This window comes from Promicromonospora umidemergens (assembly GCF_024171995.1).
Lineage (GTDB): Bacteria > Actinomycetota > Actinomycetes > Actinomycetales > Cellulomonadaceae > Promicromonospora > Promicromonospora umidemergens.
The window spans coordinates 13,124-28,119 of record NZ_JAMTCT010000023.1 but is presented as its reverse complement, the minus strand read 5'-3'; the positions used below and the strand labels follow the sequence as shown (position 1 = coordinate 28,119).

The following is a 14,996-nucleotide window of genomic DNA, read 5'->3' as shown; positions in this document are numbered from 1 at the left end:
TCCCGTCGCCCGCCGACCCACATGCACCTACTCTAACAATGTTAGAGTAGGTGCATGCATGCGGCAGAGGTGGATCAGGCGTTGGCGCTCCCGCCGGACGAGGCCCTGGACGTGCTTGCCCGATTGCCAGAGGGGCAATGGTTCGAGCGCAAGTCGGGCCGGGTCGACCCGAAGGACCTGGCGATCCCACTTGTCGCGCTCGCGAATGCCGAAGGCGGCTGTGTCGTGGTCGGTCTCTACGACGGCACGGTCGATGGTGTGCCGCCAGCGCGCGTCAATGCCCTTCGCCAGGCCGCGCAGGACTTCACCCGACCTGTCGTCCGCGCTCGCGTCGAGGAGATCCGGCTGTCGGACGACAGGTGCGTTCTCCTGCTCCGGGTGGATCCGGGAGAGGCTGTCCATGAGACGGCCAAGGGTGACGTCTACCTGCGGATCGGTGACGAGTCGAGGCGGCTCGGCTTCGCGCAACGGCAGGAGCTCGAGTACGACCGGGGCTCCGCGCCGTTCGACGGCACGCGAGCCAGAGTCGGCGTCGACGAGCTCGATCCCATCGAGGTCGGGGCCTACCAGCAGGCCATCGGATCCTCGTCTCCCGACGCGATGTTGCGCGCTCGTGGCCTGCTGACCCGGGACAGGGAACCGACGGTTGCCGCCTATCTCCTGTTCGCCAGGTCACCCCAGATGCTCTTCCCGAACGCGCACGTGCGCGTGCTGCGATACACGGACGTGGATCGCGGTACCGGGGCGCGGCTCTCGCTCGACGACGACGCAGACATCCGCTGTGAAGGATCCATCCCGCAGCAGATCGACCGCGCGGCCCATGAGATCGAGAGACTGCTTTACCGTCGAAGGGCGCTCTCGGCCTCCGGACGCTTCGAGGCGTCGGGGATCGTGCCACGCGACGCCTGGCTCGAAGGCCTCGTCAACGCGGTGCTGCACCGCTCCTACAGCATGGTCGGTGACCATGTGCGGGTTGAGATCTTCCCCGACCGGGTCGAGATATCGAGTCCTGGCCGCTTTCCCGGGATCGTCAACCCGGACCGCCCGCTCGACATCAGCCGGTACGCCCGTAACCCCCGCATCGCACGTGTGTGCTCGGACCTCGGCATCGCGCAGGAGCTCGGCGAAGGTATTCGACGGATGTTCGACGAGATGCGGAGCAGAGGGCTGACCGACCCGGTGTACACCCAGACGCAGAGCGGCGTGCGCCTGGTCCTGTCGTCGCTCGACATGCTGCCAGAGGAGATCGCCGATCAGCTCTCACCCGGGGCGCGGCAGGTGCTCGACGTGTTGCGCTCCTCGGGCCGCCCGCTGGGCACGGGGCAGGTCGAGGAAGCCGCGCGGATAGCCCGTCCGACGGCGATCCGCCACCTGCAGAAGCTGCAGGAGCTGGGAGTCGTCGTCTGGGAGGGTCAGTCGCCGAAGGACCCCAGGGCCGTCTGGCGGATCTCCTGACGACCGGCCAAGGCGGCGGACAGACTCCTACAATCCGGTCGAGCACCATGGGTAGTCCTGCCCACAAAACTCCAGGACGATTCACCCTTCGTCCCGGTAAGGTGCTCCCGTTGCGCCTGTGTGTGCGGTCCGGGTGAACAGACTTCGGTGGAGTGATGAAGAGGAGGACGCATGAGCTTTGTCTCACGCGTGTACGAGAATCGCCGGTCAGCTGCATCGATCGGTGCGGTGACCCTCTTCGGTGCGGGGCTCCTCGGCTTCGCGCTCCTCTACGAAGGTGAGGCGACGGCGGACGTCGAGCTCAACGACTCCGGCGTCTGGGTGACCCAGACGGCGTCGGGCAAGCTCGGACGGTTCAACTACGAGGCGAAGGCCCTCGACGGCACGCTGCTCGCCAACTCGACAAGCTTTGACGTGGAGCAGGGCGCGCAGCGCGTGCTGCTGAAGAGCGGCGGCGACTCCTCCGCCAGCCCGGTCGACCCGGCGTTGCTGGCACTCGAGGGCACCATGAAGTTTCCCGCGGGCGCGAAGGTCGCGGCCGGCGGCGCCACGACCGCCGTGTACGACGACGAGACCGGCCGGACCTGGGTCATCCCGTTCGACGGCGCCGTGGCGTTCGACGAGAAGGAGATGAAGCCGGTCCTCAAGGCCGGCCTGGGCGGCGAGATCACGGTGAGCAACGAGGGCACCGTCTTCCTCGCCGTCCCGTCCGACGGCAAGCTCTACACGATCCCGACCGGCACCCAGGGGGTCGCCGAGGAGCCCGAGGAGTCGGAGCTCCCGGTCAAGCCCGATGCCGAGGTGCAGGCCTCCGCCGTGGGCGACGAGCCGGTGGTGCTGGACGAGTCGACCGGGACGCTGGTGCTTCCCGGCGGCGACACGGTGGAGATCGAGGACGGCGCGCAGGGCATGCTCCAGCAGCCCTCCGACGACGCGTCCAACGTGGCGCTCGCCACGACCAAGGGCCTGGTCACCCAGCCGCTGGACGGTGGTGAGGCGACCACGCGTACGTCGTCCGGCAACCCGTCAGCGCCCGTACAGCTCAGCGGGTGCACCTACGGGGCGTGGTCCGGCTCGGGCCAGGTGGTCCGTGACTGCCCCGGCCCGGACAACGACGTCGACCAGGTGCTCGAGGGCGTCGACGCCGCCGCGACCCTCGTCTACCGCGTGAACCGGAACGTCATCGTGCTGAACGACGTCGCGGACGGCTCCCTGTGGATGGCCGCCGACGAGTTCGAGAAGGTCGATGACTGGGACCTGAAGATGCCGGAGGACGAGGAGGGCGAGAAGACCGAGTCGGAGGACACCACGCCCGAGCACGTCGACCAGTTCGTGGCCGAGCGCGACCAGGCGAACCGCCCGCCCGAGCCCAAGCCCGACAGGTTCGGGGTGCGGCCCGGCCGCACCACCGTCCTCAACGTGCTGGGCAACGACTTCGACCGGGACGGCGACGTCATGACGGCGTCCGTCAAGGGCGAGGCGAAGGGCGACATCACCGTCGACCGGGTGCTCAACGGCGCGGCACTGCAGGCGAACGTGCCGCCGGACGCGACAGGTACCACCAGCTTCGACTACGAGGTCGACGACGGTCGCGAGAACGGCACGGCGACCTCCTCGGTGGACGTCAAGGTGGTGCCGCTCGAGGAGAACAACCCGCCCGCCCAGACGGGTAAGCCGGTGCTGCAGGTCGGTCAGGACGGGCTCGGTACCATCAAGGTGCTGCCGTACTTCAAGGACCCGGACGGCGACGACCTGTTCCTGTCGAACGCGAGCACCGCCGACAAGCGCGACGAGGTGCGCTTCCGTCCGGACGGCACCATCGAGTTCCGGGACGGCGGCGCCGCGACGGGCCACAAGATCGTGGACGTCACGGTGTCGGACGCGATGGACACGCTCGTCGAGGGCACGCTGATCGTCGACGTCGTGGCGACCAACGTGAAGCCCGTCCCTGTGCAGGACCACGTCACCGTGCTCGCCGGCGAGCCGGTCACCGTGAACCCGCTGCAGAACGACTTCGACCCGAACGGCGACAAGATCCGCATGACGAGCGTCGCCGAGGTGCCCTCCGCGACGGTCGAGCAGAACCAGACCGCCGGCTCGTTCAATTTCACGAGCGACAAGGTGGGCTCGCACGACGTCATCTACCAGATCACCGACGGGCCCAACGCCCCGGTGATGGGCCTGGTGCGGGTGGACGTCACCGACCCGGCCGACGAGGCGCGCTCCCCGGTGGCGGTGTCGGACCAGGTGCTGCTCCCGACCGGCGGCACCGCGCTGGTGGACGTCCTGGCGAACGACACCGACCCGACGGGCGGCGTGCTCGTGGTCAAGGGCATCGACGTGCCGTCGGACGCCCCGGTGAGCGTTTCCGTGCTGAACCACCAGATCCTGAAGGTCTCCGAGATCAAGCGCCTCGACGAGCCGGTCGTCCTGAGCTACAAGGTGGCCAACGGCTCGGGCACGGTCGCGGGGCAGCTGCGCGTGGTGCCCATCCCGGCGCCGGCTCAGCTGCGGCCCCCGGAGGCGGGGCCGGACGAGGCCACCGTCCACGCGGGTGACGTCGTGACCATCCCGGTGCTGAAGAACGACACGCACCCGGACGGCCTGGAGATGACGATCACCGACGAGCTGCAGGAGTCGCCTCCTGCGGAGGCGGGCGAGGCGTTCGTCTCCGAGGACAGCGTGCGATTCCGTGCCGCCAAGGAGGCCGGGACGTATCACGCGGTCTACGAGGTGGAGGACAGCAACGGGCAGAAGGACTCCGCGCAGATCACCGTCCACGTGGTGGACGCCCCGGAGAACGGCGCCCCGCAGCTGCCCGACGTCGAGGCGCGCGTGCTCAGCGGCGGCATCGTCCGCATCCCGCTGCCGCTGGACGGGACCGACCCGGACGGCGACTACGTGACGCTGAGCTCCGTCTCGGGTGCGCCGAGCCAGGGCAGGGCCACGATCGTGGACGGGTTCATCGACTACCAGGCGGCGGAGGACGCGAGCGGCCTCGACACGTTCACCTACCAGGTGATGGACACGCGCGGCGCCCCGGCGGAGGGCACGGTCCGGGTGGGTGTCGCCAGGCCGCCCGCAAGCAACCAGGAGCCGCAGGCGATCGACGACGAGACGACGGTCCGCCCAGGCCGGACGGTGGCCGTCGCCGCCCTCGACAACGACTCGGACCCCGACGGCGACCAGATCGGTCTGGTGGCCAAGGGCTTCGAGGGCAACGACTCCATCGACCCAAGGGCCGTCGACGACGACGTGGTCGTCGAGGCCCCGGGCGACGAGGGGGCCTACTCCTTCTACTACGGCGTCCAGGACACCTTCAAGGCACGCGCGAGCGGCGCCATCACCGTGAACGTCGACCAGGACGCGCCGCTGCTGCGCCCGGTCGCGCACGACGACGTGGTGACGGCCGACGACGTGGAGGGCGCCTCGAGCGTGACGGTCAAGGTGCTCGACAACGACGTGGACCCGGACGGCGTGGCGGCCGACCTCGGCGTCGCCGTCGACGAGTCGCTCGAGGGCGTGACGGTCACCGAGTCGGGCTCGGTCGAGGTGCAGCTCACCGAGCGCGCGCGGGTCATCACCTACACCGTGACCGACATGGACGGGCTGGAGGCCAAGGCGTTCGTGCGCGTGCCGGGCGACCAGTCCCGGCCGCACGTGAAGCCGGGCCAGGGCCCGCTCAAGGCGACGAGCGGCGAGCCGCTCACCATCGACCTCGCCAAGTACGTGGTGGTCCGGGAGGACCGCGAGCCGCGGATCACCGAGGAGAACACGGTCAAGGCGGTCGAGGGCACGGTCTCCGCCACCGACCACGACACCGTGGTGTACACGTCGGTCAAGGACTACGCGGGGGCGGCCTCCGTCAGCTTCGAGGTCACCGACGGTGACGGGCCGGACGACGCCGAGGGGCTCACCGCCGTGCTGACGCTGCCGATCGACGTGACCCCGGCGAAGAACCTGCCGCCGAAGGTCACCGGCACGCCCGTGCTGCAGGTCGCGGCCGGCGAGGAGGCGACCGTCGACCTCTCGCGGTACGTCACGGACCCGGACAAGGACCCGCTGGAATTCGACGTCACGGCCGGCGACGGTATCTCCACGTCGGTCTCGGGCGCGACGGTGACCGGCCAGGCCGAGAAGTCGGTCTCGAAGGGCACCTTCCGGGAGCTGCCCGTGACGGTGTCCGACGGGCTGAACCGGCCCGTCCGGACCAAGCTGACCGTCGAGGTCATGGCGTCCACCCGGCCGCTGGTGCAGACGACCGAGGACGTGGTGCGAGACGCGCACCAGGGCGAGGCGACGACCGTGCCGGTGCTCGCCAACGACACCAACCCGTTCCCCGAGGACGAGCTCACGCTGTCGGGCACCCCGACGGTCGACACCGGCGCCGGCACGGCGTCGTACAGCGGCAACCAGCTCGTGGTGACGCCCGCCGAGGACTTCACCGGTGCGATGCTCGTGCGCTACCGCGTGCAGGACGCCACGAAGGACCCGGACCGCGAGGTCGACGGCATCGCGAAGCTCACCGTGCTCGGCAAGCCAGAAGCGCCGCGCGCGCCGCGGGTCGAGGAGGTGCGGTCGGAGACCGTGGTCCTGACCTGGGACCAGCCGAACAACAACGGCTCGGACATCACGGCGTACACGCTCAAGACGAACACCGGCCAGGAGCACGAGTGCTCCACGACCACGTGCACGTTCGACGGGCTGCAGAACAACGTGAAGTACACCTTCACGGTGACTGCCACCAACGACGTGGGCGAGTCGGACCCGTCCCCGGCGTCCCGCGAGGCCCGGCCGGACGAGAAGCCCGACAAGCCCGCGCCGCCGTCGCTGGAGTTCGGCGACAGCGAGCTCACGGTCACGTGGAAGAACCGGGCCTACACCGACCGGTCGCCGATCGAGTGCGTCAACCTCGAGATCAGCCCGCCCCCGAATGATGGCCCGACCCAGAAGACCTGCCTCGAGGGTGGCCAGACGGTCTGGGACGGGCTCCAGAACGGCACCGCCTACACGGTCAGCGTGCAGGCGAAGAACGACGCTCCCGACCCGTCCGACTGGAGCGACCCGTCCGTACCGGAGACGCCGGCCGCGCCTCCCGCGGCGCCGGCAGCGCCGACCGCCAAGCGGGTGGAGACCGCCGCCGGCGGCCAGATCATCGTGAACTGGAACGCCCCGGCGAACAACGGCGACGCCATCGACGAGTACTGGCTGGGCGTCTACACGGGTGGCGAGCTCGTCAAGTCCATCAACACCGCCGAGACCACGCAGCCGGTCCAGGAGCTCTCGAACAAGTCGACGTACACGTTCCGGGTCCGGGCGACGAACAAGGCAGGCGACGGACCGGCGAGCCCCTTCTCGAACGCGGTGGAGCCGTACGGGGAGCCCGTCATCCCGGGGACGCCCGAGGCGTCTCTCGGTACCAACACCAGCGGGCAGGCCGACGTCGAGTGGAGTGGGACCTCGGACTACCGCGGTACCGGCGGCTACCACGAGGTTCAGGCCAGCGACGGGACGCTCAAGAACACCGGGAACGATACGTCGACCACCTTTAGCGGCCTGAACAACGGGACGTCCTACACGTTCCGGGTCCGTGCCTGCAACAGCGGCGAGTGCTCCCCCTGGACCGCTTCCTCCAACGCGGTGGTCCCGTACGGCCCGGTGCCGACGCCGACCATCTCGGCGGACGGTGGGAACCAGCAGGTCAGCTTCTCCTGGGACGGCACCGAGACCAACGGCCGTGCCATCCGATCGGTCCGGGTCACGGGCGCGATCACCAGCAGCGCCACGAGCGGCAGCGAGACTGCCTCGGCCGGCTACAGCGACACGAAAGAGGCGTGCGTCGAGGTCACGGACACCGAGGGGCAGAAGGCCTCCGACTGTGCGAGCGGGACCTCGGCCGCCAAGCCGAATCCGAGCGCTTATGTCTCCCACGGCTCGAGTGTGAACAACAATCAGTGCGAACACTCCTCGTGCGCCTTCTTCAGGGTCAACTGGTCGGACTTCGAGCCCGGCAACCACTCCGTCGAGTGCTGGTCGGGCACGAACCCCGACGAGTCGGGCTGGCACAACATCCTGACGCCCGACTCCAGCCAGAGCGTGAACTTCGGCGCCGTGGGTGACAGCGGCACCTTCCAGCTGAACTGCTTCTACGGCTACCCGAATACGGACGTCGCCGTGCGGATCGACGGCGTCCGGTACGAGGCGCGGAGATGGTAGGACGGCCCGCGTGCCCGGCCGCCGCGCCGCCGGCGGCCGGGCACGCCACCAGCGACACAACTTCATCCGACGGACGAGCAGCAACGAGCAGTAGGGAAACACGAGATGACCACGATGACCCCCGAGCAGGCGGCCTGGTTCGCCCAGACCTTCGACCGGCTCGTCGGTAACGTCGGCCAGGCGGTCCTTGGCAAGGCACCGGTGATCCGCCTGGCGCTCACCTGCATGCTCGCCGAGGGCCACCTGCTGCTGGAGGACGCTCCCGGCACGGGCAAGACCATGCTCGCCCGCTCCATCGCGGCGTCGGTCCAGGGGACGCACAACCGCATCCAGTTCACGCCGGACCTGCTGCCGTCCGATGTCACCGGTGTGACGATCTACGACCAGAACTCGGGCAAGTTCGACTTCCACCCCGGCCCGATCTTCAACTCCATCGTCCTGGCGGACGAGATCAACCGTGCCTCGCCGAAGACGCAGTCGGCGCTGCTGGAGGTCATGGAGGAGGGCCGCGTCACCGTCGACGGGATCGCGCACGAGACCGGCCGCCCGTTCATGGTGCTCGCCACCCAGAACCCGATCGAGCAGGCCGGTACCTACCGCCTGCCCGAGGCACAGCTCGACCGCTTCCTCATGAAGACGTCCGTCGGGTACCCGGACCACGCGTCGACGGTGGAGATCCTGTCGGGCGCCTCGGTGAAGGACCGCAGCCTGGCGCTGCAGCCGCTCATCACGACCAAGGCCGTCACGGAGATGGCCGACCTGGCCATGACCGTGCACACCGACACAGCGGTGCTCGAGTACGTCAGCCGGCTCAGCGAGGAGACGCGCAACGCGGCCGAGGTGCGGGTCGGCGTGTCGGTCCGTGGTGCGCTGGCCCTGGTGCGCTGCTCCAAGGTGTGGGCAGCCGCGCACGGCCGTAACTACGTGCTGCCCGACGACATCAAGGAGCTGGCCCAGCCCGTCTGGGGCCACCGCTTCGTGCTGGACCCGGAGGCCGAGTTCGCGGGCTCCCGCCCCGACGTCATCCTGGCCCGGATCATGAGCGACGTCGCGGCTCCGCAGGAGCGGGCTTCGGCATGACGGCCACGGGCATCTCGTCCGGCGGGGCGTCGGGCACCGCGTACGGGAAGCGGCAGGAGAAGCCGCGCGGCCTCGGCGGGGTAGTGGCCGGCGGCCGCGCGCAGGTGCTGCGTGGTCAGCGCGGCTGGGTGACCCTCACCGCCGCCGTCCGTTCGCGGGCGGCGGCGGTCGGGCGCGTGCTCACGCCTGTCCGCCGCACGTTCAGCACGTTCGGCATCGCGGTGACGCTCACGGCCGCCGGTGCGTGGGTGGCCGGGCTGATGCTCGGCTGGCTCGAGGTGCTCGTCGCGGCGATCGTGCTCACCGTGACGCTCGTCTGCGCCATCGTGTTCGTGCTGGGCCGGTTCAAGTACGACGTCGTGCTGGACCTGGCGCAGGCGCGCGTGACGGTCGGTGACCGCGCCGTCGGGCGGCTCGACGTGCGCAACGGGTCGAGCCGCGCGCTGCTTCCCTCGGTGATGGAGCTTCCCGTCGGTACCGGCACCGCAGCGTTCCCCGTGCCGCGCCTGCCCCGCGGTGGGTCGCACGAGGAGATCTTCACCATCCCGACCCGGCGCCGCAGCGTGATCACCGTCGGTCCGGTCAAGTCCGTTCGCGCTGACCCGCTCGGCCTGCTCCGCCGCGAGATGACCTGGACGAACGAGCAGGAGGTCTTCGTGCACCCGCGCGTCAAGAACCTCACGGGCTCGTCGACCGGCTTCCTGAAGGACCTCGAGGGGCGGGTCACCAACGACATCACGAACTCGGACGTGAACTTCCACGCCCTGCGTGACTACGTGCCCGGCGACGACCGGCGGCACATCCACTGGAAGACGACGGCGCGCACGGGCCAGCTCATGGTGCGCCAGTTCGAGGAGACCCGCCGCTCGCACCTCGCGGTGCTGCTGTCCACGCGCGCCGAGGACTACGCGAACGACGAGGAGTTCGAGCTCGCGGTGAGCGTGTGCGGCTCCCTGGGCCTGCAGGCCATCAAGGAGGACCGCGGCGTCACGGTGCTGGTCAACGAGGCCTCGCTGCGCGGTGACCACCGCACGCGCCTCATGGACGACCTGTCGCGGATCGAGCTCGAGTCCCGCAAGTCCAAGCTGGTCGACCTGGCCCGTTCGGCCGCCATGGCCGCGGCGGACTTCTCGGTGATCGCGTTCGTGATCGGCAGCAGGGTGACGCCCACCGAGCTCCGCTCGGCGTCGGCCCGTGTCCCCGCAGGGGTGCAGGTCATGGCGATCCAGTGCGTCCCGGGCGCGTCCCTCGGCCGGCACGCCATCGCCGAGCTCGGTGTGCTCACCCTGGGCCGGCTCGCAGACCTGCCCCTTGCCCTGAAGAAGATGAGCGACGGATGAGCGACGAGAACACCCGTGGGAACGTCCCGGTCGGGGCGGGTGGATCAGGCTCTGGCCGGCCGTCGTCCCGCACCAGGGGCACCCGGACCGGCTACGGCACGGGCACCGGCCGGGGCACCACGCGCCGCAAGGAGGCCGAACGTCCACGGGCGCTGACCTGGTTCGCCCTGGTCGACGTCGCGGCGCTGAGCGTGATGCTCGGCGCCGTCGCCGTCGGCTTCGGGCCCGTCTGGGGCTCGCTGGGCTACGTGCTGCCGACGGCCGGCGGTGCCGTCGTCGGCCTGCTGGTGGCCTGGGTGGGCGCCTGGCGCCGCTTCCCCGCCGTGATGGTGACCGCGCTCGCCGTCCTTGGGTACCTCCTGTTCGGTGGCGCGCTCGCGCTGCCGCACACGACGGTCGCAGGGGTGGTGCCGACCCTCGACACGCTGCGCGAGCTCCTGCTCGGCTCCGTCGAAGGCTGGAAGCAGTTCGTCACCACCGTGCCGCCCATGCGGTCCTTCCCCGACCTCGCGGTGGTCCCGTTCCTGCTCATGCTGCTCGTCGCGCTGACGGCCGGCACCATCTCCTGGCGTGCGAAGCACGCGGTGTGGGCAGTGGTGCCGGTCATCGCGGGCCTGGCCGGCGTGATCCTCCTCGGCACGCTCGACGCCGCGCTGCCGGTGGTGCAGGGCCTCGTGGTCGCCATCGCCGCCCTCCTCTGGGGCGCGGTGCGCGTCATGGAGGCGCGTGTCGGCACGCACTCGATCAGCACCGAGGCCAGCCGTGAGGCCACCCGCCGCCTCCGCTGGTACCGGGTCCGCAGCGGCGCCATGATCCTGGGCGTCGCGGCGCTGGCCGCCGGCTTCACCGCGCCGATCCTCATGCCGGACCAGCCCCGCACGGTCCTGCGCGAGACGATCGTGCCGCCGCTGAACGTCCACCAGTTCACCAGCCCGCTCGTGGCCTTCCGGCACTACGCGAAGGACGCCCGCGAGGACGAGCAGTTCACGGTCAGTGACCTGCCCGAGGACGGCCGCATCCGGCTCGCGACGCTCGACCGGTACGACGGCGTGGTGTTCGACGCGTCCGGCGAGGGCGGCGACACCGGCGTCTACACGCGCGTCGGCGAGCAGATCGCGACCTCGCAGGAGGGCACCCCGACGCCGATCGACGTCACCGTGACGGGTTACAGCGGTGTCTGGGTCCCGGAGATCGGGAGTCTCACCGGTGTGGAGTGGACCGGAGCGAACGCTGAGGCGCAGACGGACGGGACCTACTACAACTCGACGACCCGCACCGCCATCACCACGGCGGGTATCAAACGGGGCGACACGTACCGGCTGAGCACGCTGGTGACGGAGAACCCCGACGAGGAAACCCTCAAGAAGGGCACGATCCTCGGGGCCGACCTGCCGGAGACCGAGGCGAGCGCGATGCCGCCGGGCCTGCCCGCCAAGTCGACGCAGTTCACGGGCGAGCAGACCGACCCGGCCACCAAGCTGTTCCTGATCCGTGACGCCCTGCAGGCGTCAGGCGTGCTGTCCAGCGGCCTGGACGGAGAGGTGCCGTCCCGCCCTGGCCACTCGGCCGAGCGCATCGACACCCTCGTCGAGGAAGAGAAGATGGTCGGCGACGACGAGCAGTTCGCCGTCGCGCTCGCCCTCATGGCCCGCCAGTCGGGCATCCCGGCCCGCGTCGTCATGGGCTTCTACCCGGACAAGGACAGCGAGTACGAGGAGGGCGAGCCCTGGACGGTGCTCGGCAGCGACGTGCACGCCTGGATCGAGGTGCCCTTCGAGGGCTACGGCTGGGTGCCGGTCGACGCGGTTCCCGAGGAGAAGCCGCAGATCCAGCCCGAGCCGAAGAGCCAGGAGGTGCCGAAGCCGCCGGTGCTGCAGGACCCGGAGCCGCCGGAGGAGCCGGACAAGGCGAAGGCGGGCAGCGTCGAGGACGACGAGAAGGACGAGGCCGAGAACGACCTCTTCGACTGGGGTCTGCTCGGCGTGATCCTGCTCGCTGTCGGTATCCCGCTGCTGCTGATCGCCGGTCCGATCGTGGCGATCCTCGCCTACAAGGCGCGACGCCGGGCGCGGCGCCGGAGCGCGGAGCAGCTCGCAGACCGGGTAAGCGGCGGGTGGCACGAGGTGGTCGACGTCGTGACCGACCTCGGGACCAACGTTCCCCGCGGGGCGACCAGGCGCGAGAGCGCCGGTGTGATCGCCGGGGCGCACGAGGTCCCGTCGACGCTCATGCTCGCGCACCGCGCCGACGCGACGGTCTTCGGACGGGAGCAGCCGACGGCTGCCGACGTCGAGGCGTTCTGGAAAGAGGTGGACGAGCTGGTGGGCGGGCTACGCTCCACCGTGAGCACGCGACAGAGGGTGCGGGCAGCGTTGTCGCTCCGCTCCGTCTGGGCACGAATCGGTGGTCGCCGCGGGATCTTCGCGGCGCTCGGGGCGCTCGGGTCCCGTCGGACGAAGGAGAGTCGATGACGGACGTGGTCTGTGCTGGATGCGGGTCTGCACAGGACGGGGGCATCCCGTACTGCAGCGTGTGCGGGCGCCCGTTCCCGCGCGCCCAGACAAGTGATGTCGGGACCACGGTGCCGGAGTCGCTCTCGCACACGCGGATAGGCGTCTCCGCGGTGCAGCCGGAACCGGTCGCGTACGCGGGCACCGGCCGCCGGTTCCTCGCCGCGCTCCTGGACGCCGCGGTGATCGGGGTCGTGGCCTGGGTCATCCTCATGATCGGGCTCGCCAGCGCGGGCGGCACCGGTGCACTGCTCATGTCGCCAGAGGCCATCGCCTCGGCGATGACGGTGCCGCAGCTGATCAGCGGCCTGCTCGCGCTGGGCTACTGGCTCGGCGTCTCCGCATGGGAGGGCAAGACCGGCAAGACGATCGGCAACCTCGTCTGCAAGATCCGCACGGTCGACGCCGTCGCGCACGACCCGATCGGGTTCGGCCGGGCGTTCCTGCGCTGGCTCATCGTGGGGCTCGGCGCCCTGGCGTGCCTGGTCGGCCAGATCCTGGTGCTCGTGTCCCCGGCGTTCGACGGTCGGGGCAAGCGGCAGGGCTGGCACGACAAGCTCGGCCGCGCGGTAGTGCTCATGGCGTCCGACGTCGCCGGCGCCCCTGCCGGCGCTCCTGCGGGCGCCGCTGCGGCGACGGCCACCAGGTCGACGACGGGTAATGCCGCGAGGCCGGCCGCGGGGCCTGCCACGCAGGCACCAGCGGGCACCTCGCAGATGTGGACCGGCGCTGCCAACGGAGTCCCGGCCCAGCAGGCCCAGCAGGCCCAGCAGGCCCAGCAGGCCCAGCAGGCCCAGCCTGCCGCGCCGGCCCAGGACCCGTGGGCGTTCCCGAGCTCCTCGGCGAACCGCGGCGGCGCGGGTGTGATCACCGGGATCCCCGGCCAGGCGCCCGGTGCCCCGACGCAGGCACTGCCCCCGCAGGAGGAGCCCGCGACGGTCCGCCGACCGCACCCGGGCTCCGGCGGCACGCCGCATCCGGGCCAGCCGGCGCAGCCGCCCGTGCGGCAGCAGCCGGTCCAGCAGACGCCGCCCGTCGCACCTTCCGCGCAGGTGCGGCAGCCCGCGCAGCCGGACCTGACGCAGCGTGCTCCGATGCCGGCCCAGCCGGTGCAGCCGGTCCAGCACGTGCAGCCGGTCCAGCATGTGCAGCGGCCGGAGCCGGAGCAGCGTGACTCGGCGCCGGTCGACATGACGCGCACCCACATGAGCCGTCCGCTCACCCCCGCGCCCGTGACGACGGTGGTGCTGGAGGTGGAGAGCGGCGAGCGCTACGTCGTCGACACCAAGGCGCTCGTCGGCCGCAATCCGCAGGCCCCCGACCCGTCGGGCTGGATCCTGATCAAGGTGGAGGACCCGACCCGGTCGGTGTCCAAGACGCACGCCGAGCTGGGCGTGGACACCGCAGGCCTGTGGCTGACCGACCGCGGTTCCACGAACGGCACGGTGGTCTCGGCGCCCGGTCTGCCGCCGCGCGTGGCCGAGCCGGGCGCCCGGGTCCGGGTGCCGGTGGGGTCGACGATCCACGTGGGTGACCGGCGCGTCGTCGTGCACCCGCAGGCCTCCGCATGAACGAGGAGGCGCTGACGCTCGCCTGGGGCGCTGCCTCCGACCGGGGGCTGCGCCGGCAGCTCAACGAGGACGGCTACTTCGCCGGCGGCGGCGCCTTCTTCGTGGCCGACGGCATGGGCGGGCACGCGGCAGGCGAGGTCGCGAGCGCGACGGCGCTGGACGCGCTGCGCCCGCTGTCTGACATCGAGCGCGTGGAGCCGCACCACGTGGAGGCGCTGCTCGAGACGGCGCAGGAGCGGGTCCGGGCCATCGACACCTCCGGTCTGGGCCGCGGCGCCGGCACGACGCTCACCGGCGCCGTGGTCGCATACCTCGACGACGCGCCGTACTGGCTGTTCGTGAACGTGGGCGACTCCCGCACCTACCTGCTCTCCAGCGGTGTGCTGGACCAGGTGAGCGTCGACCACTCCGAGGTCCAGGAGATGGTCGACGCGGGTACGCTGACCGCCGAGGAGGCGCGGGACCATCCGCGCCGACACGTGATCACACGTGCGCTGGGCGGGCGGGACGAGGCGCGAGCCGACTTCCGGTACATCCCGATCGGCGCGCACGACCGGATCCTGGTCTGCTCGGACGGGCTGACGGGTGAGCTCGACGACGCGCGGATCACCGAGATCATGCTGGGCCACCCCGATCCGCAGGTGGCCGCTGGGCGGCTGGTCGAGGCAGCGATCACCGCGGGTGGCCGGGACAACATCACGGTCATCGTGGTGGACGCGACGGGCGTGGCGCACGAGACGGCGGGCACGAGCACCTCGCCGCGGGGTGGGTTCGCGGACGAGGACACCCTGCCGCGTGACTGAGCCGGGCAGGGTCGCGACGGG

Annotated in this window: 7 protein-coding genes; all 7 read left to right on the top strand. The window is 70.8% G+C overall.

The features are described 5' to 3' along the window. Nucleotides 1–54: 54 nt before the first annotated feature. The 7 genes from APR04_RS25255 (at nucleotide 55) to APR04_RS25225 (ending at nucleotide 14,975) form a co-directional block, all read left to right on the top strand. A complete protein-coding gene (locus tag APR04_RS25255) occupies nucleotides 55–1,455 on the top strand; it encodes an ATP-binding protein (protein WP_253875992.1) in 1,401 nt (466 codons plus the stop codon). 171 nt (nucleotides 1,456–1,626) lie between these two features. Continuing rightward, nucleotides 1,627–7,671, top strand: coding sequence for an Ig-like domain-containing protein (locus APR04_RS25250; protein WP_253875989.1), 6,045 nt, complete (start codon nucleotides 1,627–1,629; stop codon nucleotides 7,669–7,671). Between the two features lie 105 nt (nucleotides 7,672–7,776). Continuing rightward, complete coding sequence (locus tag APR04_RS25245; protein ID WP_253875987.1) at nucleotides 7,777–8,751, top strand: AAA family ATPase; 975 nt, start codon at nucleotides 7,777–7,779, stop codon at nucleotides 8,749–8,751. Beyond that, nucleotides 8,748–10,091: a DUF58 domain-containing protein gene (locus tag APR04_RS25240; RefSeq protein ID WP_253875986.1), complete on the top strand. Its 1,344-nt coding sequence runs from the start codon at nucleotides 8,748–8,750 to the stop codon at nucleotides 10,089–10,091. The genes APR04_RS25245 and APR04_RS25240 overlap by 4 nt, the downstream gene beginning before the upstream one ends. Then, nucleotides 10,088–12,562 (top strand): transglutaminase TgpA family protein, encoded by a 2,475-nt coding sequence (locus tag APR04_RS25235; RefSeq protein ID WP_253875983.1) that lies wholly within the window; start codon nucleotides 10,088–10,090, stop codon nucleotides 12,560–12,562. Before APR04_RS25240 ends, APR04_RS25235 begins: the two co-directional genes overlap by 4 nt. Next, entirely contained in the window at nucleotides 12,559–14,172 is a 1,614-nt protein-coding gene (locus APR04_RS25230; protein ID WP_253875980.1) for an RDD family protein, read from the top strand. The genes APR04_RS25235 and APR04_RS25230 overlap by 4 nt, the downstream gene beginning before the upstream one ends. Continuing rightward, nucleotides 14,169–14,975 carry a PP2C family protein-serine/threonine phosphatase gene (locus APR04_RS25225; protein ID WP_253875978.1) on the top strand — a complete coding sequence of 269 codons (807 nt, stop codon included), beginning with the start codon at nucleotides 14,169–14,171 and terminating at the stop codon, nucleotides 14,973–14,975. Before APR04_RS25230 ends, APR04_RS25225 begins: the two co-directional genes overlap by 4 nt. The last annotated feature ends 21 nt before the right edge of the window (nucleotides 14,976–14,996 follow it).